At 37.5% G+C, this 26944-nt stretch carries 23 protein-coding genes and 2 pseudogenes; 6 read left to right on the top strand and 19 right to left on the bottom strand.

Going from position 1 to position 26944, the window contains the following annotated elements; translation table 11 throughout:
- The first annotated feature begins 97 nt into the window (after window positions 1–97).
- The 5 genes from ACTQ5J_RS01920 to ACTQ5J_RS01900 all read left to right on the top strand — a co-directional run bounded on the left by ACTQ5J_RS01920 (window position 98) and on the right by ACTQ5J_RS01900 (window position 4286).
- The gene (locus ACTQ5J_RS01920) at window positions 98–1042 is read left to right on the top strand and encodes a metal ABC transporter solute-binding protein, Zn/Mn family (protein ID WP_441750309.1); all 945 of its coding nucleotides are present in this window, start codon (window positions 98–100) and stop codon (window positions 1040–1042) included.
- 25 nt (window positions 1043–1067) lie between these two features.
- A complete protein-coding gene (locus tag ACTQ5J_RS01915) occupies window positions 1068–1856 on the top strand; it encodes a metal ABC transporter ATP-binding protein (protein ID WP_441750308.1) in 789 nt (262 codons plus the stop codon).
- Complete coding sequence (locus tag ACTQ5J_RS01910) at window positions 1849–2736, top strand: metal ABC transporter permease (protein WP_441750307.1); 888 nt, start codon at window positions 1849–1851, stop codon at window positions 2734–2736. Before ACTQ5J_RS01915 ends, ACTQ5J_RS01910 begins: the two co-directional genes overlap by 8 nt.
- Entirely contained in the window at window positions 2733–3581 is an 849-nt protein-coding gene (locus ACTQ5J_RS01905; RefSeq protein WP_441750306.1) for a metal ABC transporter permease, read from the top strand. Before ACTQ5J_RS01910 ends, ACTQ5J_RS01905 begins: the two co-directional genes overlap by 4 nt.
- A 498-nt stretch (window positions 3582–4079) precedes the next feature.
- Entirely contained in the window at window positions 4080–4286 is a 207-nt protein-coding gene (locus ACTQ5J_RS01900; RefSeq protein WP_441750305.1) for a hypothetical protein, read from the top strand.
- A 57-nt stretch (window positions 4287–4343) separates the two neighbouring features.
- Here ACTQ5J_RS01900 and ACTQ5J_RS01895 read toward each other — a convergent pair whose 3' ends face one another.
- The 19 genes and pseudogenes from ACTQ5J_RS01895 to ACTQ5J_RS01805 form a co-directional block, all read right to left on the bottom strand.
- Entirely contained in the window at window positions 4344–4667 is a 324-nt protein-coding gene (locus tag ACTQ5J_RS01895; RefSeq protein ID WP_441750303.1) for a MazG nucleotide pyrophosphohydrolase domain-containing protein, read from the bottom strand.
- A complete protein-coding gene (locus tag ACTQ5J_RS01890) occupies window positions 4668–4892 on the bottom strand; it encodes a YdbC family protein (protein ID WP_441750302.1) in 225 nt (74 codons plus the stop codon).
- Window positions 4893–5075: 183 nt separating this feature from the next.
- Complete coding sequence (locus tag ACTQ5J_RS01885) at window positions 5076–5702, bottom strand: phosphoribosyltransferase (protein ID WP_441750300.1); 627 nt, start codon at window positions 5700–5702, stop codon at window positions 5076–5078.
- A 392-nt stretch (window positions 5703–6094) separates the two neighbouring features.
- A pseudogene (locus ACTQ5J_RS01880) lies at window positions 6095–6866 on the bottom strand (sugar ABC transporter permease).
- Window positions 6867–6931: 65 nt separating this feature from the next.
- Window positions 6932–7388: pseudogene (locus ACTQ5J_RS01875) on the bottom strand (ABC transporter permease subunit); the annotation flags it as partial.
- Window positions 7389–7818: 430 nt separating this feature from the next.
- Entirely contained in the window at window positions 7819–8838 is a 1020-nt protein-coding gene (gene ftsY, locus ACTQ5J_RS01870) for a signal recognition particle-docking protein FtsY (protein ID WP_441750299.1), read from the bottom strand.
- 24 nt (window positions 8839–8862) lie between these two features.
- On the bottom strand, window positions 8863–9672 hold the full coding sequence (locus tag ACTQ5J_RS01865; protein WP_441750298.1) for a Cof-type HAD-IIB family hydrolase: 810 nt from the start codon (window positions 9670–9672) through the stop codon (window positions 8863–8865).
- 106 nt (window positions 9673–9778) lie between these two features.
- Entirely contained in the window at window positions 9779–13321 is a 3543-nt protein-coding gene (gene smc, locus ACTQ5J_RS01860; protein WP_441750297.1) for a chromosome segregation protein SMC, read from the bottom strand.
- A complete protein-coding gene (gene rnc, locus ACTQ5J_RS01855) occupies window positions 13312–14025 on the bottom strand; it encodes a ribonuclease III (RefSeq protein ID WP_441750296.1) in 714 nt (237 codons plus the stop codon). The genes smc and rnc overlap by 10 nt, the downstream gene beginning before the upstream one ends.
- A gap of 289 nt (window positions 14026–14314) precedes the next feature.
- The gene (locus ACTQ5J_RS01850; RefSeq protein ID WP_441750295.1) at window positions 14315–16093 is read right to left on the bottom strand and encodes an oligopeptide ABC transporter substrate-binding protein; all 1779 of its coding nucleotides are present in this window, start codon (window positions 16091–16093) and stop codon (window positions 14315–14317) included.
- A 525-nt stretch (window positions 16094–16618) separates the two neighbouring features.
- The gene (locus ACTQ5J_RS01845) at window positions 16619–17551 is read right to left on the bottom strand and encodes an ABC transporter permease (RefSeq protein WP_441750294.1); all 933 of its coding nucleotides are present in this window, start codon (window positions 17549–17551) and stop codon (window positions 16619–16621) included.
- A gap of 14 nt (window positions 17552–17565) precedes the next feature.
- Window positions 17566–18528 carry an oligopeptide ABC transporter permease gene (opp4B, locus tag ACTQ5J_RS01840; protein ID WP_441750293.1) on the bottom strand — a complete coding sequence of 321 codons (963 nt, stop codon included), beginning with the start codon at window positions 18526–18528 and terminating at the stop codon, window positions 17566–17568.
- Between the two features lie 2 nt (window positions 18529–18530).
- The gene (locus tag ACTQ5J_RS01835; protein ID WP_441750291.1) at window positions 18531–19493 is read right to left on the bottom strand and encodes an ATP-binding cassette domain-containing protein; all 963 of its coding nucleotides are present in this window, start codon (window positions 19491–19493) and stop codon (window positions 18531–18533) included.
- Window positions 19493–20506: an ABC transporter ATP-binding protein gene (locus ACTQ5J_RS01830; protein ID WP_441750290.1), complete on the bottom strand. Its 1014-nt coding sequence runs from the start codon at window positions 20504–20506 to the stop codon at window positions 19493–19495. The genes ACTQ5J_RS01835 and ACTQ5J_RS01830 overlap by 1 nt, the downstream gene beginning before the upstream one ends.
- Window positions 20507–20585: 79 nt before the next feature.
- Complete coding sequence (acpP, locus tag ACTQ5J_RS01825) at window positions 20586–20828, bottom strand: acyl carrier protein (protein WP_441750288.1); 243 nt, start codon at window positions 20826–20828, stop codon at window positions 20586–20588.
- Between the two features lie 180 nt (window positions 20829–21008).
- The gene (gene plsX / locus ACTQ5J_RS01820; RefSeq protein WP_441750286.1) at window positions 21009–22004 is read right to left on the bottom strand and encodes a phosphate acyltransferase PlsX; all 996 of its coding nucleotides are present in this window, start codon (window positions 22002–22004) and stop codon (window positions 21009–21011) included.
- Window positions 22005–22035: 31 nt separating this feature from the next.
- A complete protein-coding gene (gene recG, locus ACTQ5J_RS01815; RefSeq protein WP_441750285.1) occupies window positions 22036–24081 on the bottom strand; it encodes an ATP-dependent DNA helicase RecG in 2046 nt (681 codons plus the stop codon).
- A 156-nt stretch (window positions 24082–24237) separates the two neighbouring features.
- Entirely contained in the window at window positions 24238–25917 is a 1680-nt protein-coding gene (locus tag ACTQ5J_RS01810) for a DAK2 domain-containing protein (protein WP_441750284.1), read from the bottom strand.
- A 28-nt stretch (window positions 25918–25945) separates the two neighbouring features.
- Window positions 25946–26305 (bottom strand): Asp23/Gls24 family envelope stress response protein, encoded by a 360-nt coding sequence (locus tag ACTQ5J_RS01805; protein ID WP_441750283.1) that lies wholly within the window; start codon window positions 26303–26305, stop codon window positions 25946–25948.
- 410 nt (window positions 26306–26715) lie between these two features.
- On the opposite strand from ACTQ5J_RS01805, the gene rpmB reads away from it, so the two are divergent.
- On the top strand, window positions 26716–26904 hold the full coding sequence (gene rpmB, locus ACTQ5J_RS01800; RefSeq protein WP_441750282.1) for a 50S ribosomal protein L28: 189 nt from the start codon (window positions 26716–26718) through the stop codon (window positions 26902–26904).
- Window positions 26905–26944: the final 40 nt, after the last annotated feature.

Here is a 26944-nt window from a genome sequence, read left to right as displayed (position 1 = left end):
CCTATTGATTTTAAAAGTTGCTCAAGTTATAATGTCACTAGATAAGTTTTAGGTGCACCTAAAACATTCGCTAGACTTTATTAAAAGGAGCTTTCAAATGTTTATCAAAACAAAATTCTTATTCATTCGCCCAATCATTGTTCTACTACTTTTGTTTACTTGCGCACTGAGGTCAACAACCTTACCAATCAAGGCACAGGAGGAGTCTTTACTTAAAGTCACTGTCACAACCAGTTTCCTTGAAGATATTGTGAGACGCATCGCAGAAGATACAGTTGATATTTCACTGATTATCCCGGCAGGTGGTGACCCACATCTGTATAACGCGTCTGCTCGTGACTTACCCAAAATACTTGAAGCAGATCTATTACTTTATCACGGGTTAAATTTTGAAGCACAAATGGCAACCGCTCTGGAAGATTATGGTTTTTCTGTCACAGACAACTTTCCCAAAGAACAGCTAATTTTTGTCGCAGAAGACTCTAACGAAATTGACCCACATTATTGGTTCAACTTGGACTTATATAAACAATCCGTCATAGCAGCACGTGATCATTTAATGAATACCTTTCCTGAACATGCCGACTTATATACAAGGAACACCGCTGAATACATATCAGAACTCGACGCATTAGGTGAATGGATTGATGAGCAAATCGCCTTACTTGCCGTTGACGAACGAATTTTAGTCACTCCCCATGATGCCTTTGAGTATTTTGCCCAAATGAATAACTTCACGGTCTATGCACCACAAGGCATTAGTACTGAAGCTGAAGTGTCTAACGAAGCTATCATTCAAACGGTTGAGTTTATCATTGAACATCAAATACCGGCTATCTTCTTAGACACTACATCTAACCCACAGGCGATGGAGAAACTTCAAGAAGGCGTAAGTCAATTAGGTGGTGAAGTGATTGTCGTTGGTAGTGAGGGGAACACCTTGTATTCAGATTCTTTAGCTGCGAGTGGCCAAGCAAATGACAATTACATCGACATGTACAAACACAACGTTTCTTTAATCGTCAAGCATTTGACGAAATAAACACTGTCTCTAGGGGGATTTTATCATGCATCAAGCAAAGCAAAAGAACATTCTGACAATAGAAGATTTAAACGTACATTACCAACAAACACGCGCTTTAGATAACGTTTCTCTTACCTTACCTTACAATGTTCGCACAGCCATTGTCGGGCCCAATGGAGCTGGTAAATCGACTCTTATTAAAGCGATTCTTGGCTTAGTCAATGCCAACAGTAAAAGCATCCACTTGTTTGACGAACCTTTAGCTAAAGTACGCCACCGGATTGCTTATGTTCCGCAAACTTCCGATGTAAATTGGCAATTCCCAACTACAGTTTATGACGTGGTGTTAATGGGTGTCACATCAAAGCGTTGGGCCTTCCAACGCATTACACAAACACAAAAACAAGTGGTCGACGAAGCCTTAGAAAAAATGCAACTAACCGATTTAAAAGCACGTCAAATTAATCAGCTATCCGGTGGACAAAAACAACGTGTCTTTATTGCACGGGCCATTGCCCAGAATGCTGATCTATATTTCTTAGATGAACCACTAGCGGGTGTTGATTTTAAAAGTGAACAGATGATAATGGATCAACTGATTGCTTTTCAACAAGGTGGTAAAACAAGTATCACAGTTCACCATGATTTGAATACCGTACCGGAATACTTTGATTCGGTCATTCTGATTAATCGTCAATTGATTGCTAGTGGTTCTATCCAAGATATCTTTACACCTGAAAACATCCATACAACTTATCACGGCATCACGACCAGTCGTGAATTCTATTCAGATAATCACATGGAGAAAAAAGGAAGTGTTCATCATGGTTAGTAATTTTACTTTCGATTACTTTTTCTGGGTGGTCGCACTCGGGAGTATGGCACTTGGTTTAGTGTCTGGCATTGTTGGTACGACCTTTGTACTAGAAAAACAAAGCCAGTTGGGAGATGCAATTGGTCATGCGGTTTATCCTGGCGTTATTCTTGCTTTTATGATTTTTCAAACGCGTCAAACGAGCGTCTTACTCTTAGGTGCCATCGTTTTTGGCTTAATTGCCTTCTGGCTGATCGGCTTTATTCGTAAATATAGTCAATTCCCATATGAGAGTATACTCGCTTTGGTTTTATCATCATTATTTAGTTTAGGTCTATTACTTTATAATATTGTTCAGACGAATCCTCGTTATCAAACGGTCAATTTCGCTGGCTTAAATACTTATATTATGGGACAAGCTGCCTTTTTGATGCGTTCGGATGTAGAATTAATTCTGATGGTCACTGTCTTAGTCTTAAGTGTCTTTTGGTTATTTTATCCTAAAATAAAAATCACGCTGTTTGACCGAGTATTTGCAGAAACGATTGGTATTAATACCAGTTGGATTAGTCATTTACTCTTACTCATGGGCTTACTGGTGATTTCAGTCGGCCTCCAAGCAGTCGGAGCCAAATTGATTAGTAGTATGCTCATTGCACCAGCGATTGCTGCCCAACAATGGACCAACGCCTACCCTCGTATGATTTGGCTGTCTGGTCTGTTCGGAACTATAGCGGCTTTTCTTGGTACATTATTGAGTACCGTCATTACTAATATCGCAACAGGTCCAATGATTGTTGTTGTGTTGACGATCATTGCCCTCTTCTCATTAATAGTCGGGCCAAAAGGCATTCTGATGGAACATTTATATAAAAAATCACAGGAGGTTGTCTCATGATTCAAATCTTATATGTGCTCTGTGTTGTTGCAGCATCTTGTAGTTTAATGGGAAGCCTATTACTTCAAAGGGAGAGTCTAATGGTGGCGGATGCCATTTCTCATACGATATTATTAGGGATTGTGGTTGCTTATTATTTTGTCGGTGATCTGTCCTCCCCTTGGTTAATTGTAGGTGCCACATTATTCGGAGTGATAACAGTTGTATCTATCGAATTGTTAGTTAAAACCGGACGCGTCGCTAACGATGCAGCCATTGGTTTAGTTTTCCCATTTTTCTTCGCCATTGCTGTTTTGATTATTTCAAAATATTATACAAATGTTCATTTAGACATCGACATGGTTTTATTAGGTCAAGTGGAGTTGTCGCCTTTAAAACGCACTGAATTGCTAGGTGTAAAATTACCGACTGCTTTTATTCAAGGGGCTTTTGTTTTATTACTCAATTCAGGTTTTATTTTACTTACCTACCAATCGCTTAAAATACGCTTGTTTGACCGGATTTACGCTCAGACAATTGGAATCCGAGTTAACTTGCTAGATTTCATCTTAATGACTTTAGTTTCTTTAACGGCAGTCACATCCTTTGAAAGCATCGGGGCAATCCTTGTGATTGCCTTAATGGCAGCACCTGCCATGACTGCTCGTTTGTTGGTGGAGTCTTTCCCAAAATTACTTCTAACCTCGGTCATCATTGCCATAATTAACAGTTGCATTGGCTACTTTATCGGACTTTATTTCAATACTTCTATCTCTTCGATGGTGGCTGTTGTGTCCTTTATTAGTTTCATGATTGTCTTTATTATTAAAAATGTTTTCCTGACGCAGCAATCACGCTATATTTAGTACTACCAATTTAGTCAAGTGGTCTGTCTGTTGCTTTAAAACAAGAAATATTACACTTTTAAAAATAACTTTAGAAATATTTTTTTAATGTGGTAGACTTTTTGGACTTTTAAAATTCAGTAAAAAAATAATTTGCGTATAATTGATCAGCAACCCCTCTTTCTAATGGGGGATTGTTGGTTTTTTTTGCCGTAATGGAGGAGAAAATGGATTTTCACATGCGTTTACCTAGATCAACGAAAGTTTTCTTTTGTTTCTAGCTATTGTTTCAGTACTTTCATTCCTTATTATCGCCCCATTAATTACGATGTTTGAGATTGGTTTCTCATTCCAAAACTGGGTTCAAACTTTAACAACTCTCCTTTTTATTTGGGTAGCAGTCGTTATTCCAGTCTTGTTGAGTCACGCTCCTGCCGATAAATTATCAGCAAAATTGTCGCTAAAGATGATAGTTTTAATTCTAAAATCACAATCAATATTCTGTGTAATGTTTTACGAATGTCAGTTCTATTAACAGTTATTGGATCATGGATTGGACAAAGATTAATTTCAATGGGCCCAATTTATTCATTCTTCCACAAATGGCCGCGTAATTTTGCGATTGCCTTTGCAGTTGAATCCTTAATCGCACAACCTATCGCTCGTCAAGTTTTATTTATTCTACATACGAAGCAAGACGCTCAAAAACAAACTAGCGCTATTTAAACTTAAATTAAAAGACTTCACACTTCTTTCAGTATTTGAAAGGTGGGAAGTCTTTTATTAATTGCTGCTTGATAGATACTCTTTTAAATTGATTGGGTGTTGATATTTAATTACTGCCAGTTGATCTTTTTCAAGAATCGTGTGGCTTAAATCAATCTGATGAACACTGGCAATCGCGACGACATAATGCAGCACGTCAGCTAGCTCATACGCTAAAGAACTGTCTTCTACCGCTGGCTTACGTCCTTCTAACTGATTCAACGCCTCAGCTACCTCGCCAATCTCTTCCACTAATTTCATAAAAAGCCCTGTCGAACTCGTAGTTGTTTGATATTTATCGCTTAAATAAGCTTGAAAATCCTTCAGATTAAATTCAGTCATCTAGTCTAACTCAATCTTGTTTAAAGCGTCGCGCAATAAACGCAATTCCTCAGCTGTAAAGGTCAAGCCTTTACTCATTTTAGAATAATCTTCACTCCACTCGCGGATATCATACTTCGCGTCTCGCTCATTCCAACTTACCGATGTAAGTTCCTTTGACCAACCTTTAGCATTGGTTGATAATTGCGCTAAATGCTCTTGAATCTCAAATTTAAAATCTGCCATTATAACTCCTCCATTCTACGTCTTTATTATTATAACTTTATAGCAAGGGCACGGCCAATGCAAGCAGAAACATGTTCCAAATAAACAACTTTCTAATCACTTACCAAGCCAGCATAAATCGTCCGACTTATGTGCCACAAGGGTTTATTAAACACTACATTTTACTGGCTAACATCACTCTTCTTAGCCATATTCTTTAAGTAAGGCTTCTACTAATTGGTCGCTAACTTGTGGAAAAGTCTGATAATATGCACCGACTGAGCCTAGAAAATGATCGGTTACCATGACAGCATAAACGTCATCCACTAACTCTATTAAAGCTCGATAGGTATCACTCGCAATGACTGGAACAGCTACTGCTAAGCTACGGGGGTTTCTTTCTTTAACGGCTTCGATTGCCGCAATCATCGTCTGTCCAGTCGCTATACCATCATCAACAATGATAACATCCTGATTTTCCAAAATTTTCCCTTTGATTATCGCATCATATTGTTTGCGTCGCTTTGCCATCTCAGAATGAATACTTTCCAATCGTTGTTCTAACCAGTCATTATCCACCTGTGCCACTTCCGATTGTTTATAAATGGGACGACCACCTTCTGCTACTGCTCCGATTGCAAATTCTGGATTCAGTGGATGACCAATCTTTTTGGCCGATATGATATCTAGCGCTGTCTGATGATATTGTGACACTTCAACAGCTAGTGGAACACCACCTCGAGGTAAGCCTAACACTACGGTCTCCTTTGGCCTTGTTATCGCAACTACTAAAGCTAATTGCCTGCCTGCGTCTTCCCGATCTTTAAACACGCTATTTCCTCCTTTTTACAGAATATAAATCGAACCTGCTCCTAACTTCATCATACTGCAAATAATCCTTTCGTTAAACTTTAAGACGAGTTATCTCTTTGCCTTGTATGAGTTTAAACTATAAATGGAACAAATCCTTGACGGCAAAGAAAAAAACACTAGGTCTGCGGAAACAGAATCTAGTGCACAGTTAAATATTACATTTTTTGATTTACTACAGAAGGTACCTTTTATTAGGTATTTGTTTACAATTATGTCTCCTTAGAACAAAATCACTTGCTCTTGAATGTCAGCTTTCAGTTATGTCAGAATTAACCAAAACACGTTTAGCAATGAATTATTTAACAAAAATATTGTTTTAAAAAACTCAATAGGAATTTGTCGATTGCGAACTATCCTTTCGTCCCTCCGGAAGTTAAGTCCGAAGCAATAATCTTCTGTAAGAAAAAGAATAATAGCACAATCGGTAAAGCCATTAGAATCGCACCGGCAGCAAATAGAGTGACTATCTGATTTCTTGAATCATTAAATAATGCTTTGTAAGCCGACAGCAATGGTTATTTTATCTGACGAACGTAATAGAAAACGAGCTAACATGTGATCACCAAAAAACCCCATAAACGCCCATAATGCTTAGACAGAAATCATTGCTCGAACTAATGTTTTCACTTCTAAAGTGACCTGCACCATCCAGTTTATCCGATTCATCAAAAGCCCTTGGAACTGTATCAGAATAGATTCTCATTAACTAGGTGTTCATCGGTATTCCTTGGCCCATGTACAGCAAGGGGATAAACTAAAATGGATCTAAACCACCGGATAACAAAGCCATGACATAGAAGGCCGTCAAAGCAACCATCGTCAGGCCTATTTGAATAATCAAAATAACATCAAACTTTGCTTGCGCCCTACGAAACGGTAATGACTGTAGGCGAAGCCTGATAAAACAATCACTGTGACTTGAATCAACATCGTGCATATGGCGACAAATAAAGTGTTCTTGTACCAAGTCAGATAGAGTGTCTTTTTAAACAGACGACAGAATTTTTCTAGCGTCCATGTGGTTGAGAGGTCTAATTTGAAAGCAATCATGTTACCTGCTTTAAATGCAGAAGCCACAGTAGTCAATAAAGGATAAATAACAATCACTGCAACAGTTATCATGAAGAGATAAGTGAAAATCTTGCTTAACAATTGCTTGTTTTTCTCTGAACTTCATCTTCTAATCATTAATTCTCCATATCAAAAGCATTGGTTTTCTTGAAAGAGACCACCGAGACAACAGTCACAATCCCTGAAATCATGAGTGCCACTGCAGCAACGACTGAATACTGCGGTGAACCACCTGTCGTCAATATATACATCCAAGATATCAGAATATCCGTTGACCCTGCATTACTCTCAATACTTCCCGGACTGCCTTCATTAAATAAATATATCATCGAGAAATGATTAAATTACTCGTGTACTGCGTAATGAATGTCGGCGCAGCTACCTGGAAAATAGAAGGCAATGTGAGGTTTTGAAGCGTTGAATCGCAATTGTCCCACCAATTTTCGCTGCTTCGTAAAGGTCTTCTAGATTGGCTTGCAAGATACTTGTCAGCATGATATAGATATAAGCAAAGCCCAGCCAACCTCGAATCAGAATTAGCGCTGTCTTCGTCCAGAAAGAATCTGTTTTCCACTTTTATAACGTCGTACTATTTGTTTTTTTAATTCTGGAGTAAACATTCTGGGTACTCTTTTTTCAGTCATGGTAGATTCTCTCCGTTTCAAGTGCTTAGGTTTCATTCTACTGGACCTTAACTTAACTATACTGTCTAACTTAGTATAGCTTATTCACATCTACGCGCTGAACTTGTGCAGTAATAGTACTTCAGCTTCCTTTACAGCCTTATCCGCGCAGCACGCCTCTTGTGTGATTTTTGTACGTCATAACAGAGTTGCATCTAAGACTTCCTTCAGTTTCCACCTAACAGTGGACACCCTTGTCTTCAACTATATGCGTACCACTGCAACTCGCATTCGGGACTTGCACCCGTTAAAGTTTGCCCATGTTGGGCAAACAAAAAAGTCGAAACGCTCATTAGAGTTTCGACTAAGTAGAGTCATAGTTATCCTTCAATAGCACCTTTAACTAAATTGTACATATATTGTTCAGAATCAAAGACTTGAAGGTCAGTCGCTTGTTCTCCTAAACCAATATATTTTACTGGTATATCTAAATCATAACGGATCGAAAGGACTACGCCACCTTTAGCCGTTCCATCTAGTTTAGTTAACACAAGTCCAGTAATCTCCGTAGCATCATTGAACTGCTTCGCTTGAATTAGAGCGTTTTGACCGGTCGTTGCATCGAGAACTAATAATACTTCTTGAATACCATTTGGATTTTCACGCTCAATGATACGTTTAATTTTAGCTAATTCATCCATTAAATTGATCTTCGTTTGCAAACGACCCGCAGTATCAACTAATAAATAGTCGAATGCTTCTTCATTTGCACGTTTAACAGCGTCGTAAACGACAGAAGCTGGGTCCCCTTGGTCTTGACCTGTAACAACTGGAATATCCAGTCTCTGGCCCCATACGTTCAATTGTTCCACAGCTCCCGCACGGAAAGTATCAGCAGCAGCCATTAAAACTTTATGCCCCTCTTGTTTTAATTGATAACCAATTTTACCAACAGAAGTCGTCTTACCTACCCCGTTCACTCCCACGAATAAGATTACCGTTGGACCATCTGGGTTTTCTTTTAGAGTGATTAAGTCATCTCCACCCTCGCGTTCGTAAAGTTGTACCATTTTTTCTAATGTCACACGTTTTACATCTTCGGGCTTATGTACATTACGTGATTCAATTTCATCGCGTATAGCGTCCGTTAGTGCCAATGTCATATTAAATCCGACATCTGCCCCGATGAAGGTTTCTTCTAAGTCTTCATAAAAATCTTCATCCACTTCTTTAAAGCCTGTAAATAAATCAGTTAATAGACTCGTAAAGTTCGTACGAGTTTTTTCCATTCCCTTATCATAACTGTCGAAAACGACGGGGGAACTTTCTTTTTGAATCTCTTCTTTAACAACCTTATCTTCACCAGTAAAGGCACGTTTTATTCGATCAAATAATCCCATTTAACTCACTCCCTACAGAATAATTTATTTTAAAAAGTGGTAAATTGCTTGAGCAACACCACTTGAATTGTTATCAGCTGTAATATAATCTGCTGCGTTTTTGACTGAATCCACTGCATTTCCCATCGCCACGCCTATTCCCGCTAATTCAATCATGGCTAAATCATTTTCTTGATCACCAATGGTTAACATTTCTTTTGGTGCAATTGTCAATTCTTCACCTAAACGTTTTAATGTATTCCCTTTATTCACGCCTTTAGCTACAATTTCGAATAAAAACGTACGCGATTTAAACGTTGAATACTTTGACATAAAGTTCGGATCGATTAAAGCTAACTGACGATCTAAATGCTCTGGTTCTATGCAAATGACCATTTTATTGATTTTATGATCGTCTGCTAAACTAGCAAAATCCACTGTCTGGGTTTCTAGATTACTCACTCTTTCTGAATAAAAAGAAGGATAACCTTCTGGATAGTTGACCGGTTCTAAAATATACCGCGCATCGATTGCATCCAATGGTAAATTAATTGCCATTAACACTTCATACCATGCAACAACATCTGCTTTAGTCAGTATATTTTCTACAACTACTTCACCAGATGCTGCTCGTCTTACTTGAGCACCGTTATACGTAATAATATAATCATCCGCTGAAGTCAGTCCAATTTCAGTTACTAAGTCTTTCATGGCTAAATATGGACGACCTGTACAAAGAACCACCTTGATTCCTTTTTTGTGTGCATAATGTAACGCTTCTTTATTACGGTCCGTAATCACTTTATCGTCAGTCAATAATGTATCATCTAAATCAATTGCAATTAATTTAATCATTTATTAGTTTCCCTTCAAAGCTTACTCTGTACTATAATCATAACACTTTTCGATAGTTAAAGTCATATTCTAGAGCCACGAGCTATACCTACAAAGATAAAACAATTTAGTCACTTAATTTAACGGAGGCCAGTTTCGAAATTCCAGAACGTTCCATTGTCACGCCGTATAAGACGTCGGCATGTTCCATCGTACCTTTACGGTGAGTAATCACGATAAATTGTGTATTCTCTGTAAAATCTTGTAGATATTCACCATAGCGATAAACGTTGGCATCATCTAAAGCCGCTTCTACTTCGTCCAGTACACAAAACGGAACAGGCTTAACTTCCAATATAGCGAATAATAAAGCAATCGCCGTTAAAGCTCGCTCGCCACCGGATAATAAAGCTAAGTTTTGTTTTTTCTTACCAGGAGGTTGGGCCACGATATCGACACCAGTTGCTAGTAAATCACTAGGATCAGTTAATTGTAAAGCTGCATTTCCTCCACCAAATAGTTTACGAAATGTCTTTTGAAACTGTTGGTTGATGACACTGAAAGTCTCTCCAAAACGCTTAATGACTTCACTATCCATCTCAGCCATCGTTTCTTTCAATTGAGACATGGCAGTTAATAAATCATCCTGTTGTTCTACTAAATGTTTAAAACGCTCATTTAGTACATCATAATCTTCAATCGATGCTAAGTTAATCGGACCTAAACGTTCAATTTCTCGTTTCAAGTTCTTAACTTCTTGATTTACTTTGGCAATCGTATCGATTGGCTCAGCCATGCTACTAGCTGCCTCATAGGATAATTGGTATTCTTCACTTAAATATTCCAGCTGATTATCAATAAAAGCTTGGAACTTTTCAATCTGAGCTTCAAGTTTCGCTTGTTTTTGATAAGATTGTTGCGTCATTTGAATTATTTCGCGTTGTTTTTGTTCGTTAGCACGAGAGGTTTCACTCAAGACGTGTCGACGTTCACGCAAGTTTGCAAGTTCTGCTTTGTGTTGTTCTAAGATTGCTGTCATCTCTTTGATATCAACAATCGTTTGTTCAAGCACGGCTTCTAATTCGTCTAGGTCAGTTTCATCTTGATGCTGACTCAATTGATAACTTTCAATGAATACGGTCACTTCAGCTAACTGCTCTGTCAACGTTTCAACTTGTTGTTGTAATTGACTAGCTTGCGTTTGCTTCACGGCTTGTTGAGTTTTACATTCGTTATACTCAACTTCCAATTGCTGTAATTGCTTTTGGCGGTCTTCTTGACTTAAACTATGCTGTTCTAATGTCTCATTGGTGTCAGCAATACCTTGACTCGCTTTTGCTAAGTTTTTTTCTGCAAGCAATAACTGTTTTTCAGCCTCACTGACAACTTCTTCTGCTTGCGTTAATTCATCCTTTAAAATTAATTGTTGATTTTGAAATTGCTTAATTGTTTGTTGTAGTTGATGAGTGGTTTGTTGTAGCTGTTGCGACTGAATTTCAGCTTGGTTTAACACCTCACGGTTATTCTCCACTTGTTCATGCAAATGTTGCTCTTTCGATTGAACTTTAAGCCAGTCATCTTCTAATTGTTTTAAGGTTTGTTGAGCTACTTGTAACTGCTCTTCAGCAATTTTTAATTCATTTTGACGAGCTAACATTGAATTCTGTTGTTTACGTGCTTGTCCACCAGAAATCGATCCTCCTGGCATTAAGACGTCACCTTCTAAAGTCACAATTTTTACCGAGTGATTCAAGCGGCGTGCTAATTGTTGTGCCTCTTCAATACCAGACATAATGATCGTTGTACCTAATAAATTCGCGATAATATTGTTATTTTGACTTGCATACTCCACCAATTGATTCGCGATTCCCACAAAGCCTACGTGTTGTTGAGCTTGTTCTAATTGCTTATTGTTCAACATGCGCGGTTTAATATTCGTACGCGGTAAGAATGTCGCACGACCAGCCTTTTGTTGTTTCAAATAATGAATAGCTTCCTTTGCAGACTGATCATCTGTCACCACAATATGTTGTAAACTCCCCCCTAAGGCAGTATCAATCGCTAACTGATAGGCTTGAGGAACATTAATCAAATCCGCCACTGTACCTTCAACGCCACGCATACGACTGGCTTGCTTCATGACAGCACGAACCCCTGCGAAATAACCTGCATAGTCTTCTTGCATATGCTTTAAATTCGACACCTTGGAATCAATTTGCTGCGTATGGCGTTCATGCTGAAATAAAGTTTGTTGCATTTGTTGACGCTTTTGCTGCGTTAATTGGTTTTCTTCTAATAAACGGTTAAACTGCTGTCGCAAACTCTGTTGATTGGCTTGATGTTCAGCTTGACCTTCAATATGCTTAGCAAACTCTGTTTCAGCCAATTCTAGAGAAGTCGCTACTTGTTCTAGTTGTAAAGTTAAGTGTTTGTTACGTTCACCTTGTTGGGTAACCGTTGCATTAAACTGAGTGATTTGATTACGAGCTGTCGTTTCTAATTGATAAAAATCAATCAGCTGTCCACGTATCTCCTCAATTTGTGCTTGATCGTCCCCTGTTAAAATCGAGCGTTTCTGTTCGTATTGCTTCAGTTTTTGCTTCATCCTAGTCAATTGCTCACCAAAGTCAGTCTGCTGTGTCAACAAGGTATCATATTCAACTGAAAGTTTACTGTGACGTTCAACCTGTTGTTGATAAGCAGATTGTTTGTCATTAAGTGAGGTTTGATTAAAACGAATTTGTTGCTCCGTCATTTGTTGACGCGCTTTTAATCGTTCTAATTGTTGACCTTTCACTTGATATTCTTCAGAGTTAACATCAAGTGTTTGAGTAATTTGATCGAGCTCTAGTGTCTCGTTTTCCAGCGTTCGACTTAACTGATTGTTTTCTTGTTCTAATTGTTCAATTTCTGAATTCAAAGTCTTTAACGCATCTTCAGCTTTATTCCAGTCATCGCGGTACTGTGCGATTTGATAACTATATAAAGAAATCTCTAAGCGGCGTAACGCTTCATGTTTTTCTTGATAACGTAGAGCATCTTCTCTTTGTTTGGCTAATGGCTTTAATTGGCCTTCTAATTCATGAATAATATCTTTCACTCGACTTAAATGATCACTTGATCTGACGAGCTTTCTTTCAGCCTCAACTTTTCGATATTGATATTTTTGGACGCCTGCTGCTTCTTCAAAGATAGTTCGACGCTCTTCGGGCTTACTTAAGAAAATGGATTCCACTTTACCTTGAGAGATAATTGAAAAACTGTTCTTCCCTAGACCGGAATCTAATAATAGATCCACAATGTCTTTTAGACGGACGACTTCTTTATTGATAAAGTATTGGCTATCACCATTTCGATTATAACTTCGCGTAATACTAATCTCACTAAAATCATAATCCAAATATCGATCTTCGTTGTTTAAGACCAATGTTACTTTTGCTAAATTTACAGGCTTACGTTCTTGCGTCCCATTAAATATGACATCTTCCATGCGATTACCACGTAAACTTTTGGCTGATTGTTCCCCTAATACCCAACGAATCGCTTCCGAAAGATTACTCTTACCACTTCCATTTGGTCCGACGACAGCCGTTAAACCTGTGTCAAATTCGATAACTGTTTTATCCGCAAAGGATTTAAATCCAGTCATTTCAATTCTTTCTAAATGCATTTAATATTACCTTTCTCATCCACTAAAGCAAAAGCATGTTCGGCCGCTTGCATTTCTGCTTGCTTTTTACTTTTACCTGAACCTTTTGCGATTAGTTGTTCGTTTAAATAAAGTCCCATTGTAAAGTCTTGATTATGGGCTGGGCCCGATTGTTCTAATAATTCGTACCGAATTAAAACGGCACCCTTTTGTTGAGCTTTTTCCTGGAAAAGTGTCTTATAATCAAGATTCACTTTTGTTAAAATCACACGATGTGGTTCTAATAAAGCACGGTTTAACCATTCTCTAGCCATTTCCATCCCCTGGTCTAAATACACCGCTCCTAAAAAAGCTTCAAAACAGTCAGCTAAGATAGAATCCCTTTCACTACCACCACTCGCTAATTCGCCTTTTCCTAAACGAATGTAACGATTAAAATTATATTGCTTAGCAAGAAAAGCTAGACTCTCCTCACGTACGAGCTGTGCACGCATACGTGTCAATTGACCTTCTGGCTCGCTTGGATACTCATGATACAAATAATCGCTCACAATCACTTCTAAGACCGCATCGCCTAAAAATTCCAAGCGTTCATTATGTTCCAATTTCCTTGATGCTCTTTCATTAACAAATGACGTATGTTGAAAGGCTGTCTCAAGTAGCAGGGCATTCTTAAAATGAATCCCCGTATTCTTTTCAATTAATTTTGTTAACGCTAGTTTCATATTTACCCTCTTCACTTTTTTCTTTCACAACAAGATACATTTTGACCAGTATATGACTATAAGTAGCTCAGTAAATAAAATCTTCCTATCCAATTCCAATTGTATTTATTAAACTTTTATAAGCTTCATTCTTCACCATAAAACATTCCGTCTTATTCGGTTAAACGGATTAAAAGACTGACATTTAGCACTTATTAGTATACCTAAAAACGACTCGGTTAAAAAGCTTTATCCAATAATAAATGAAAAGAGCCCCACAAGGAGGCTCTTCGTTTAAAGTTACATTAAATTACTCAGCTACTGGAGAGTCAGCAGTTAATGAGATTTGTGTCCAATCTAAGTCTGAACCAATTTCAGAATCGTATTGAGAAACACGATTATTAACAGCTACTAATTCATAACGGAATAAAGTAGGTACTACTGGCAATTCTTCGTGTACGTATGCTTGCCACTCGTTAAATGCGTTCTCACGGAATTCGTCATCAAATGAGTCATCTGAGTTAATGGCTTCTAATAAAGCGTCATGCTCTTCCGATGCGAAACGAGGGTAGTTAAAGGCAGATGTACGTCCGTATAAACCAGTTGGGTTTGGATCTCCACCAGTTCCCCAAGCACCTTGGTAGATATCAATTGCAGGATCATCCGCTTCAACACGGTCATAGAATGAGTTAAATTCCATTAATTGGCCATCAACTAATTCGACAGATACGCCAATTTCACCCCACATTTGGATGTAGTATTGTGCTAATGGCTCAGCAACTTCTCCACCTGACATTGAAGCGAAACCTAAAGTAAATGGCTCGCCATTTAAGTCTTCAACAAAACCATCGCCATCGCCATCCACAAAGCCAGCTTCAGCTAAGATTTCTTTAGCTTTCTCTGGGTCATATGTATAAGCTTCTTGATCGAAGTTATGGTAAGCTTCAAAGTTAGGTGTAATTAATGAGTTAGCGTTTTGACGTAAACCAGAATAGAATTCTGCACCAACTGCATCGTTGTCAATCGCATATGCCATTGCTTGACGTAATGCTTTGCTTGACGTTACTTTAGAGTCGTCTGGAACCACTTCTCCAGCTTCAGCATCCCATGAACCTTGCTTGAATCCGATGTATGTATAAGCATTAGAGATTTGACCAATTACTGAGAAGTTAGTCGCATCTTTATAAGTATCGTATTGGTCAGCAGGTAATGTCGCTAAGTCGTAATTACCAGCTTTTAACTCAGCAACAATTGATGTTGCGTTAACAACTTCAATGACTAAGTTGTCAATTTCAGGTTGGCCTAAGTAATAGTATTCGTTAGCTTCAAAGCTTACAGCTTCACCAGGAGTGATTGAAGTGACACGGAATGGTCCGAAACCAACTGGATTCGTACGAACTGCTTCGTGATCTTCTAATTCAGCAACTGGAACTTCACCTAAGATATGCTCAGGTTCAATATAAGAAGAAACTCCACCACCAGCTTGTAACATAGAGTTGTTAAAGTTAATGTATGTTACTCTTAATGTATAGTCATCAATACGCTCTAAACCAGAAATTTCTTCTGCTTCACCTGCGTTATATTCTGTCATACCTACAACGTTTTGGAAGTCTTCTCCGTAACGTACACCAGTATAATCTGGGTGTCCTACTACATAATAAGGGAAGATTACGTCATCAATCGTTAGTGGCTCACCATCATCCCAAGAAGTACCTTCTGGAATTGAGATTGTTACTTGTTTGTTATCCACATCAAATTCGATATCAGCAAAACCTGAGTTGTCGATTGCGAAACTTGAGTCGTAACCGTATAACCCATCGTTAAAGAAACCGATGATGCTCGCATCTGGATTACCTGTATAAAGCATGTTATTTAACACGCCTGCAAATGGATCTCCAACTAATGCGTAACGTAACGTTCCACCTTCAATCGCTTCGCCTTCATGAGTGACAGCAGTCTCAAAGTTTAATACGCCTTCTTCACCATCTTCTTGTGCAGATACAAAAGTTGATGTTGGTGCAACTAGAACAGAACCTAGAGTAAAGGCTGTTGCTGCTAGTGAAAAGTGTTTTCTTAATGCTTTTTTCATAATATCCCTCCAAATAAATTAAACGTTCTGGCGTGAATGCCATTACATAAATATATCATAACGTTTTCTTAAGTGATTATCAAGAGTTTTATTAAAAAAACATTCATTTTTATGATAATTAAATGAGTGCAATTCTTATTTAAGCGATTCCAATTATCATAATTTATACAGCCTTTTTCCAGGTTATATTTATTGGAATAGGCTTTGGGACTATGTATTTGCTTGGTTTTCATTGTGAATTAATTTGCATATGGCTATTTTATAAGTATTTAAATATGTTAAAAGATTTTCTAAAACGATGTTAACTCACAACTAGTTAATAGTTCGTCATTATATTCTTACAATATTGACCTGTTTTTTTAATAATTCATATGGCCAATCCTTTCAGTCGAAAGTAGTGAATAATTTTAAGGATAGAATTATCACTTCGTATGACATCTTTCGTTCCCCCAAAAAAAGAGACAGAAAAGGTAAACAACTTATTACAGTTGCCCTTTTCTGCCCCTTTTGGGTGTTTAGTTTAGATTAACCTCTACGTTGTTTACTGTCAGCAGCTCTTTGCATCGCTTGACCAATGTAGTTAATACATAACATCAGTACTAGCATAAGAATGACCGCTGGTAACCATACCCATGTCTTATTCTCAATAACATCTGGGTTATTAGCGTAACCGATTAAAGTACCCAAACTTGGTGTACCTACCGGTAAACCAAAACCTAAGAAACTTAGCCCTGTTTCAATCCCGATGTTTGCTGCGAAACTTAGTGTTAAGTTAGTGATAATCAATGAGCTCAAGTTTGGTAATAACTCGATAAACATGATTTTCCAATCGCGTGTTCCTAATGTTTTAGAAGCACTGATATAATCTTTAGATCCTTCACTTAATGTTGCGGTTCTAAATAGACGTGTCTGACTAACCCAACCAAAAGCTGTTAGTACCCAAATTAAAGTCCATACGTTGAATGAACGAACAATTGTTACAACAACGATAATAATCATTAGTTGTGGTAACACCATGATAAAGTCAACAATTCGCATCATGATATCATCAACAATACCGCCATAATATCCAGAAATAATTCCGGTCATAATTCCGATGATGGCAGTAAAAATTGTAATAGTCCAACCGATGAATAAGGAATTTCTCGCTCCTACAACTAGGAGTGCAAATACATCTCGTCCACCCTCGTCAGTTCCTAACCAATAACCATCCTCACCTGGTGGTGTAAAACGATTAAAGATATTAACAGTCGTTGCTTTATCTAAATCTATAAATAACGATGCAAAGATTACCCCTAAAACGATTACTAAAAGAATTAAAAAAGCAGTTAGTGCGACTTTATCTTTAGCAAACTCACGACGAATGATTTCAAAACCGACTGGAGGAGCGCCTTCATGGTTCTCTTCAAGTACGACTTCTGTTGTTTGAGCATCTACTTCTTGTTTATTTAATACCATTTTATCGCCTCCTCCTAGTTTATTCTAATACGTGGATCGACAAACACCATAATGATATCTGACAATAACGTACCCAATAATGACATCATACCGAATAATAGAACTAGCGCTGTCATGACTGAGAAGTCACGGTTATTAATAGAACTAATAAACAGTAAGCCCATCCCTTGGTAAGTAAAGATTGTTTCAGTAATGACAGATCCTGAAATTAATCCAGTAATCGTATAACCCATGAATGCGGCAATTGGTAACATAGAGTTACGGAAAATATGACGAGTGTATACTTTAGATTCCGGTACACCTTTTGCACGAGCAGTACGAACATAATCTTGAGTCTTAGCATCGACTACCCCAGTACGTAAATACTGAATTGTACCTGTTGTACTTAGAAGTGCTAATGTTACTGCTGGTAAAATCATGTGGTTAAAGCGTGAGAAGATATAGTCCACCGTTCCAGGTGAAACACTTGATCCTACCGTTCCACGTGTTGGGAACCAGCCTAATGTATAACCAAATAACCATAACATTAAAAGACCTAAAACAAATGATGGGACTGAATAGCTAATAAAGTTATACAGGTTAACCCCTTTATCTAACCACGTGTTTTGGTAGCGACCTGCTAATAAACCTAAAGGTAAAGCAAGTGCATAAGTTAAAATGACTGTTAATAATGATAACCATAATGTTGGCCAAATTCTTTGTCCAATAATTGATAGAACCGGTTGACGATGTTGCCAACTACGTCCAAAATCCCCTTGTAACGCATTCGTTATCCAGTCTACATAGCGTTCTGGCATTGGTTTGTTTAAACCTAACTTTTCGCGCATTGCTTCAACTTGTTCTGCTGAAATCGTTGGATCGATTAAACCTGTTAAGGCATCCCCTGGCATAAGCGAACCCAGAACGAATACAAGAATACTTAAAATGAAAATTTGTGGAATCATTAAAACGATTCGACGAAGTATTGTTTTCCACATAATTAACGCACGCCTCCTTCTGTTAAAGAGCTAACATCTTTCAAAGCGACCTTATGGGAATCTGAAATTTCTTTCAAATCGTAAACTCGACCCTCTTCAGAATAATATTTAGCTGCATTCTGTTGATATTCTTTTTCAACACGTAAGCGATCCAATTTATGGGATTCACGGTTTGTTGGGTCGATTTGCGGAATAGCTGATAAGAGACGTCTAGTATAAATATGTTGCGGATTTTCATAAATATCTGCTCGTTTACCATACTCTGTAAAGCGACCACGATACATAATCGCTAATTCATCACACATATGTTTAACAACACCCAAGTCATGAGAAATAAATAAATAGCTAATATTGTATTCATCTTGGATACGTTTCATAAAGTTTAAAACCTGTGCTTGAACGGATAAGTCTAAGGCTGAAACCGGCTCATCAGCAATCACTAATTTAGGGTTGATAGCTACTGCACGTGCAACTCCAATACGCTGACGTTGTCCACCTGAGAATTCATGTGGATATTTGTTTAATGCATCTTCAGTCAAACCAACAATTTCTAATAATTCGATACTGCGGCGACGTTCTTCTTCTGGTGTCCAGTTTGAAAAGTTACGCATAGGTTCTGCTAATACATCGCTAATACGACGCTTCGGGTTAAAACTTGATAAAGCATCTTGGAAAATCATTTGAACGTTGCGACGATACTCTGATCGACGGTTACGTGCTTGTTTAGAGACTTCCTCACCATTGTAATAAATATTACCTGAGGTAATTTTTTCTAACCCAATAATCGCTTTACCAATTGTTGATTTACCTGATCCAGATTCACCAACTAAACCGTAAGTTTTTCCTTCTTCAAAAACTAAACTCACATCATCTACCGCTCTTACTTGATCGGTTACACGATTAAGGAAGCCACTACGAATAGGATAATGAACTTTTAAGTTTTCTATTCTAATAAATTCTGACATTAATGTCCCTCCTCTTCGAAATGGAAGTGTTCATGACAAGTACAACGTACCCAGTGTCCTGGTTCCACTTCATGCAAAGTAGGGTTTTCTTCGTGATGTTCTGCAGGAATCCATGGGATACGTGAAGCAAAACGACAACCTTTACGTGGTAAGCGTGTTAAAGGTGGTACTACTCCTTGAATAACGTGTAATTCGCCACTCGCATCATCAGCCATTTCATTAGACTGAGGTATTGAACGTAGCAATGAACGAGTATATGGATGTTTTGGGTTGTTAAAGATTAAATCAACAGGAGCAATCTCAACGAACTGTCCCGCATACATTACCGCAACACGATCAGCCGTTTCAGCTACTACACCCAAGTCATGTGTAATCAAAATAATTCCAGATTCAGTTTCATCTTGAATGTCATTCAATAAGTCTAGAATCTGTGCTTGGATAGTGACATCTAGCGCTGTCGTAGGTTCATCTGCAATGATAATCGGCGGTTTACATGCCAAAGCAATGGCGATGATAACACGTTGTCTCATCCCACCTGATAATTCATGCGGATATTGCGCTGCCATTCTTACAGGATTAGCTATCCCTACTTGATCTAACAACTCTAATACACGATCTTGACGTTGTTTTTTATTTAATTTTGTATGGTAGTATAAAGCCTCATCAATTTGAGCTTCAATCGTCATTAGTGGGTTTAATGAGGCTAATGGATCTTGAAAGATCATCCCTATATCATTGCCTCTAATTTGATTGTATTGCGTTTCATCATAATCCACTAGGTTATCATTATTATAAATGATTTCTCCAGTGATGCGTGTGTTTAGGCGGTTGTGTAATCCTACAATACTTGTTGCTAATGTACTTTTACCACAGCCTGATTCACCAACTATCGCTAATTTCTCATTCTTTGATAAAGTGAACGAAATGCCGTCTACAGCATCAAAATATGAATCTTTAATTCTAAAGCCAGTATGTAAGTCTTTGACTTCTAATAGAACTTTATTGTTCTCCATTTCGTACCTCCGTTTCGTTTGTACTGACACTATCATGACTTCACTTGTGACAAGTTATGACAGTTTATCTATAAGTTACTTATTTTTTTAGTTCTTCGATATAATCTACAGCATCCCCAATATTGGATAACTGTTCAATTTTATCATCTTCAAATTGAATATTAAATGTATCCTCTAACTCCATAACCAATTCAACAACATCTAGAGAATCAGCACCTAAGTCATCAAAGGTCATCGTAGTAGTAACTTTATCTTCTTGTACGCCGAAACGATCGACAATCATTTCTTTTACTTTTTCTAATATAGTTTGTTCTTGGGTCATAACAACACCTCCCATACTCTCCACGTGTATTAATCATTTTCAATATACTTACACATTTTACAGTCAATAGTGAAAATTGTCTATGTTTTTTAAATTTTTATTGCAAATGGATAAGTTTTTATCTCATCTGAATAAAGCCTTTCACCATTATAGCAAGAAATCTATGAATTACAAATAATATTAAGCCTCAAAAAAATCAATCGTTTTTTGAATGACACCAGTTTGTGTCACTTTTCTTGCTTGACGAATCGCATTGTAAATTGCTTCTTCATTAGATGAGCCGTGCGCTTTAATAACCGCACCCTTTACTCCAAGCATTACAGCTCCACCTGCTTTAGTGTCATCGAAATTATCTTTTAAATCAGCTAACGCCTCTTTAATCATTAATGCCCCTAATTTAGTTTTTATATTACCTTCGGTAAATGCCCCTTTAATTGCTCTGAAAACACTTTTAGAGGTTCCTTCAAGAGTTTTTAACACTGCATTGCCTGTAAATCCATCCGTTACTGCAATATCTAATGAACCTGTTAATAGTTCTTTCGCTTCCACATTACCAATAAAATGAATACTCTCTTCGTTTGCAAGCAAGTCATAGGCAGCTTTAGTTAGTTCATTTCCTTTACCTGCTTCAGTCCCGTTATTTAACAGACCAACACGTGGTTTAGCTATTTCTAACACTTCACGGGCATACTGAGAAGCTAGAATAGCGTGTTGTAATAGATTAATCGGCTTAGAATCTGCATTAGCACCTGCATCCATCAAAATAAATTGAGGGTGTTCTTTAGATATCGTCGGAATGACTGGCATTAAGCCTGGTCGGTCAATATTTTTTATTCGTCCGACGATCAGTAGCCCACTCGCTAACAAGGCACCTGTACTTCCTGCAGAAAGTAAAACGTCCGCTTCACCCTCTTTAACGGCTTTAGCTGCTCTTACCATCGAAGATTCTTTTTTACGACGTACTGCAATAACTGGTTCATCCTCACCTGAAATAATTTCAGTGGTATGAATCACTTCAACTCTATCATGAGCTTCAAGATATTCATTGATACGTGCCTCATCACCAAATAATTTTATTTGGATATCTTCATAAGTACGAACGGCTAAATTAACACCATTGACAATTGCAGCTGGAGCATTATCTCCACCCATTGCATCGATTGCGATTGTTACCATTTATATCCTCCTCTATAAGTCAAACCTATTATCATGCTTCGATTAATTGGGTCTCCACCCATTGATCGAGTGCTTTATGTTCACTCTCCAGAAGTTTTTCTGGATGTTTCAATAACTCATTAACTTCTTCACGTGCAACAGTCAAGATGTGCTGATCTTCAAACAAGTTTGCATAACGAAATTGTGGCAAACCACTTTGATTACGCCCCAATACATCACCCATTCCTCTTATTTTCATATCTTCTTGACTAATTAAGAAACCATCTTGATGCTGGACAATGATTTTCATCCGAGCTTTCCCTTGCTCTGTTGTTGGCTTGGCAATTAAGAAGCAGTAACTCGGTAAGTCACTCCGTCCTACTCGACCTCTTAGCTGGTGTAATTGTGCAAGTCCGAAACGTTCTGCTGACTGGATAACAATCACAGTAGCATTTGCAACATCCACACCAACTTCAACCATTGTGGTGGCAACAAGAATTTGTGTTTCATTACGACTAAATTGTTCCATGACTAATTGCTGCTGACCTTTATCTAATTGGCCGTGTAGCACATCGACTTGATAGTTAAAGAATCGTTGCGTCAGTTTCTCTGCCACTTCAAGTACATTTTCAATTTCTTCCATATGTTCTGAACTCTCGATCAATGGTAAAACATAATACACTTGATGACCTTTATCTAATTCTGCTTCTACTGCTTCATAAACAGATTCAATGTTCTTTTCATCTGCTAGAACAGTCGTTATCGCTTTTCGGCCATTCGGTAGTTCATCGATCGTAGACACACTTAATTCTCCATATAAAGATAAAGCGAGTGACCTTGGAATGGGTGTAGCAGTCATTTGAAGCAAATTGACTGAGTGTTCGCTTTGCCCTTTGTTAAGCATTGCTTGTCTTTGCCCTACACCGAAACGATGTTGTTCATCAATAATTGCTAAACCTAAATTTTTAAAATGAATGCTTTCTTGAATTAAAGCGTGAGTTCCTATGACTATTCTAATACGCCCGCTGGCTAAGCCCTCGATGATTTGCTTTTTTTCTACTGTGTTCATCACACTAACAAATAACTCGGCTCTTAAACCAGTCATTTCAAACATACGGTTAAAACTTTTGACATGTTGTTTGGCCAATATCTCCGTCGGTACAAGTAAGGACGTCTGATAGCCGGCAATAACTGACGCAATCATCGCAAGAAAAGCAACTAAAGTCTTACCACTACCAACATCTCCTTGAAGCATGCGTCGCATTGGATAATTAGCCATTAAGTCAAAACATATTTCATTAACTGCTTTTTTCTGAGCATTTGTTAAATCATAAGGTAGAGATTTAATCACTTCTTTTAATTCTTCCACTTCATAATGAATCCGTGTGCCACTCAGTTGATGTTGTCTTTGTGTGGCTAATTGTAGCCGCCATTGGAACAAAAAGAACTCCTGAAAAATGATCTTCCGTTGAGCTTGTTTCGATTGTTGTTTGTTTGTTGGAAAATGCATTTGGTATAACGCCTGATCCAATGGCAGCATTTGGTATTTATCATTTAAATAAGAGGGGATAATTTCTGGAATAAAAGTTGAATAATCTTCGAATGCTTGTTTAATCGCTTGGATAATCTGAGGTTGTCTTAAACCTTTTGTTGTATGATAAATCGGTGCGAATTCTTGATCATTTTCAGCTTGTTTAATCATTTTCATTCCCATCAGATTCTGCTGATTGCTTTGCCATTTACCATATACTGCTCTTGTTTCGCCTAAATGAATGCTGTTTTTTAAGTAAGGCTGATTAAAAAAAGTGACCGAAATAATATCGTGATCTGTTACTGCAAATCGAAAATTTAAACGACTTTTATTGCGTCCAAAATACTGAACAACTGGTTCTGAAACGATTTTTCCTTTTAAAGTTACTTTTTCTTGATCAAGAATAGTTTCTATGTCACGAATCTGAATATCTTCATACCTAAAGGGAAAATGGAAAAACAAATCTCTTATATTATAAATACCAATTTGTTGAAATTGTTGAACCTTAACCGGCCCTATGCCCTTTAGTTCAACTAACGAGTCTAACCAACTTTTCGTTTGAGACACTCACTTCACCGCCTTTTATGTCGCTTCCTCTGATAAATAGAAAAAAACGCCTATACCTGTGTCTTTCAGCAGAGTCTAAGGTGTAAATTAACAAAATCATTAAAATTTACAAGATGACACACAATGCTTTACAGGTATAAACGTCTTCTTACATTATTATTCTGCTGATAAAATATAATGATAAACTGGCTGGCCACCTAGAACGAACTCAATCTCAACATCTGGATTGCTCGCTTCTATTCTTTCTGCAACCGATTCTGCTAATTCATTATCGCCATCTTCTCCAATAATAATGGTAATTAATTCCATATCATCATTTATGATATGCTCGATTGTCTGAAGTAAAGCAGCTTCGATGTTTGGTTGTGACAATATGATTTTCCCATCGATTAAGCCCATGTAATCATCTTTTTTGATTGATACGCCATCGATTTCAGTGTCTCGAATTGAGTAAGTGATTTGACCACTTACAACTGTTTGACTAGATTCTGTCATCAACGCTTTGTTTTCTTCAATAGAATGAGTTGGGTTATATGCTAACATCGATGCAATTCCTTGAGGAATTGTAGTTGTTGGAATAACTACTGTCGGTTTATCAGTGACTTCAGCTGCTTGTTCAGCAGCCATAATAATATTCTTATTATTTGGTAAAATTATGATATTCTCTGCTGACACTCGATCAATTAATTTAATAAAATCTTCTGTAGAAGGGTTCATCGTTTGCCCTCCAGATAACACTTCATTTACACCAATTGATTTGAACAATTCCATCATGCCTTCACCTGCCGCTACGGCAATTACAGCAAATGGTTTAAGTTCAGTTGGTACAAGAGCCGACTTATCAACTTGCATCGCTTTATCTTCAGCTTCTAGACCACGAACTTGTTCACGCATATTATCCACTTTGATTTTGATTAACTCGCCAAACTCTTGGCCTAATTGCATAATTTCACCAGGATTTTCAGTATGTACGTGAACTTTAACAATTTCATCATCATTCACAACTAATAGAGAATCACCTTTAGTGTTAAGTAGATTACGGAATTCATCATAATCAAATGATTTCTTCACAGTTGGACCTTCACCGATGCGTACCATGATTTCTGTACAGTAACCATAAGTGATATCATCCATTGATAATGGAATATCGTTATCAGCTTCAAAAATCGCATGTGAGTGTTCTGATTTTGATACATTATCTGATGTTTCAATAATCACTTCACCTGTTAAAGCGGCTAAGAAACCTTCATAAATACAGAGCAATCCTTTACCACCACTATCAACCACTCCAACTTGTTTTAAAACAGGTAGTAGATCTGGTGTTCTATCTAAGGATTGACTAGCTCCTCTAACAATAGAACTCATCACTTCAATAATATCCTGAGATTTTTTAGCTTTCTTTTCGCCTCGAATCGCAGATTCACGAGCAACTGTTAGGATAGTACCTTCAACTGGTTTCATAACAGCTTTATATGCTGATTCAACTCCGCCGACAAAAGCAGCCATAAACTCATCTGAGTTTAGAGTTTTTTTGTCTTTAATTGCTTGAGAAAACCCTCGAAAAATTTGAGATAAAATAACGCCAGAGTTCCCTCGAGCTCCCATTAATAATCCTTTAGCTAGAGCTTGTGATAATTCACCAACATGCTCAGTCTTTGTTTGCCTTAAGTTCTCTACCCCTGATTGAAATGACATATTCATGTTCGTTCCTGTATCGCCGTCTGGCACGGGGAAAACGTTTAGAGAATTAATTAATTCTACGTTTTCACTTAAGCGTTCCGCTCCGGCAATGACCATCGCCTGAAAATGAGATGCGGTTAACTTTTCTAATTCCAACTTTTGTCCTCCTTGATTGGTCGATTAATTAATCAACCTTTACTCCTTGTACGTGAACATTTACATAACTTAATTCAAAACCAAGTAATTGTTCTACGTTATATTTCACGGTTTGTTGAATATTCTGACAAATAACAGAGATCTTCGTACCATATGTTACTACTATGTAAACATCGACCATTACTTCTTCATTTGCTTCTTGAGAAATAACGACACCTTTTGCATAGTTATCTTTTTTAAGAATTTCAGTAATATTATCTCGGATGAAACTTTTACTTACCATTCCAACAACACCATAGTTATCGGTTACGGCAGCTCCCACAACAGTCGCAATAACGTCTGTCGTCAGCGAGATATGTCCATTAGGTGTTTGAATATTTATAGCCATTTAAAGTCCTCCTATAAAGTTTTATATCTTCATTATTTTAGCACAAAAGTGCCTTCCACGCATCAATAATAGCAAATACTGAGATATTCTTAAACTATTTGGATTCACAAACATCATATAACTTACCATAAAAGACTCTATTAGCCTAGTAATTTTTAAATTACTCTTCTTTTGTTATGTCAAATTGCTTTATCTTAGTAAACTCTTAAGTTATCCTACTAGATTATAAATAGGTATGAGCACAAAGTTCTTTTTTAAAATTTCATTAATAATGCTGTATTATCAGCGTTATATTGAAAGGTATTAACTTTTTTTGATTCCAACCTTGATTTGCTGTCTATAATATGGTAAATTATTTTGGTATGAAATGCAGAGGTTAATGCTCCTGCAAGAAAAAGGAGGAATAAACAATGGCTAAAGTATGTTATTTTTCAGGACGTAAAGCAAGATCAGGTAACCAACGTTCTCACGCTATGAACGCTTCGAAACGTAGTTTCGGTGCTAACTTACAAAAAGTCCGCATCCTAGTTGATGGAGAGCCTAAAAGAGTTTGGGTTTCTGCACGCGCATTGAAAAGCGGAAAAGTTGAACGTGTTTAATTTTAATTGATTAAATGAGTAAGGGATTGTTTAACAGTCC

This window comes from Fundicoccus sp. Sow4_F4 (genome assembly GCF_052116145.1).
Taxonomy (GTDB): Bacteria; Bacillota; Bacilli; order Lactobacillales; family Aerococcaceae; genus Fundicoccus.
Note: the sequence above shows the minus strand (reverse complement) of the source record. Positions and strands in the feature narration are given on the sequence as shown.

Bases quoted from the DNA above. Each gene is read 5' to 3' on its own strand.
- ACTQ5J_RS01845 (WP_441750294.1), bottom strand. From the start codon at position 17,551: ATGGTATTAAATAAACAAGAAGTAGATGCTCAAACAACAGAAGTCGTA.
- ACTQ5J_RS01910 (WP_441750307.1), top strand. From the start codon at position 1,849: ATGGTTAGTAATTTTACTTTCGATTACTTTTTCTGGGTGGTCGCACTC.
- opp4B (WP_441750293.1), bottom strand. From the start codon at position 18,528: ATGTGGAAAACAATACTTCGTCGAATCGTTTTAATGATTCCACAAATT.
- ftsY (WP_441750299.1), bottom strand. From the start codon at position 8,838: ATGGGATTATTTGATCGAATAAAACGTGCCTTTACTGGTGAAGATAAG.
- ACTQ5J_RS01900 (WP_441750305.1), top strand. From the start codon at position 4,080: ATGTCAGTTCTATTAACAGTTATTGGATCATGGATTGGACAAAGATTA.
- ACTQ5J_RS01835 (WP_441750291.1), bottom strand. From the start codon at position 19,493: ATGTCAGAATTTATTAGAATAGAAAACTTAAAAGTTCATTATCCTATT.
- ACTQ5J_RS01830 (WP_441750290.1), bottom strand. From the start codon at position 20,506: ATGGAGAACAATAAAGTTCTATTAGAAGTCAAAGACTTACATACTGGC.
- smc (WP_441750297.1), bottom strand. From the start codon at position 13,321: ATGCATTTAGAAAGAATTGAAATGACTGGATTTAAATCCTTTGCGGAT.
- ACTQ5J_RS01805 (WP_441750283.1), bottom strand. From the start codon at position 26,305: ATGGCTATAAATATTCAAACACCTAATGGACATATCTCGCTGACGACA.
- ACTQ5J_RS01920 (WP_441750309.1), top strand. From the start codon at position 98: ATGTTTATCAAAACAAAATTCTTATTCATTCGCCCAATCATTGTTCTA.
- ACTQ5J_RS01915 (WP_441750308.1), top strand. From the start codon at position 1,068: ATGCATCAAGCAAAGCAAAAGAACATTCTGACAATAGAAGATTTAAAC.
- ACTQ5J_RS01895 (WP_441750303.1), bottom strand. From the start codon at position 4,667: ATGACTGAATTTAATCTGAAGGATTTTCAAGCTTATTTAAGCGATAAA.
- plsX (WP_441750286.1), bottom strand. From the start codon at position 22,004: ATGGTAACAATCGCAATCGATGCAATGGGTGGAGATAATGCTCCAGCT.
- rnc (WP_441750296.1), bottom strand. From the start codon at position 14,025: ATGAAACTAGCGTTAACAAAATTAATTGAAAAGAATACGGGGATTCAT.
- acpP (WP_441750288.1), bottom strand. From the start codon at position 20,828: ATGACCCAAGAACAAACTATATTAGAAAAAGTAAAAGAAATGATTGTC.
- ACTQ5J_RS01865 (WP_441750298.1), bottom strand. From the start codon at position 9,672: ATGATTAAATTAATTGCAATTGATTTAGATGATACATTATTGACTGAC.
- rpmB (WP_441750282.1), top strand. From the start codon at position 26,716: ATGGCTAAAGTATGTTATTTTTCAGGACGTAAAGCAAGATCAGGTAAC.
- ACTQ5J_RS01905 (WP_441750306.1), top strand. From the start codon at position 2,733: ATGATTCAAATCTTATATGTGCTCTGTGTTGTTGCAGCATCTTGTAGT.
- ACTQ5J_RS01850 (WP_441750295.1), bottom strand. From the start codon at position 16,093: ATGAAAAAAGCATTAAGAAAACACTTTTCACTAGCAGCAACAGCCTTT.
- ACTQ5J_RS01890 (WP_441750302.1), bottom strand. From the start codon at position 4,892: ATGGCAGATTTTAAATTTGAGATTCAAGAGCATTTAGCGCAATTATCA.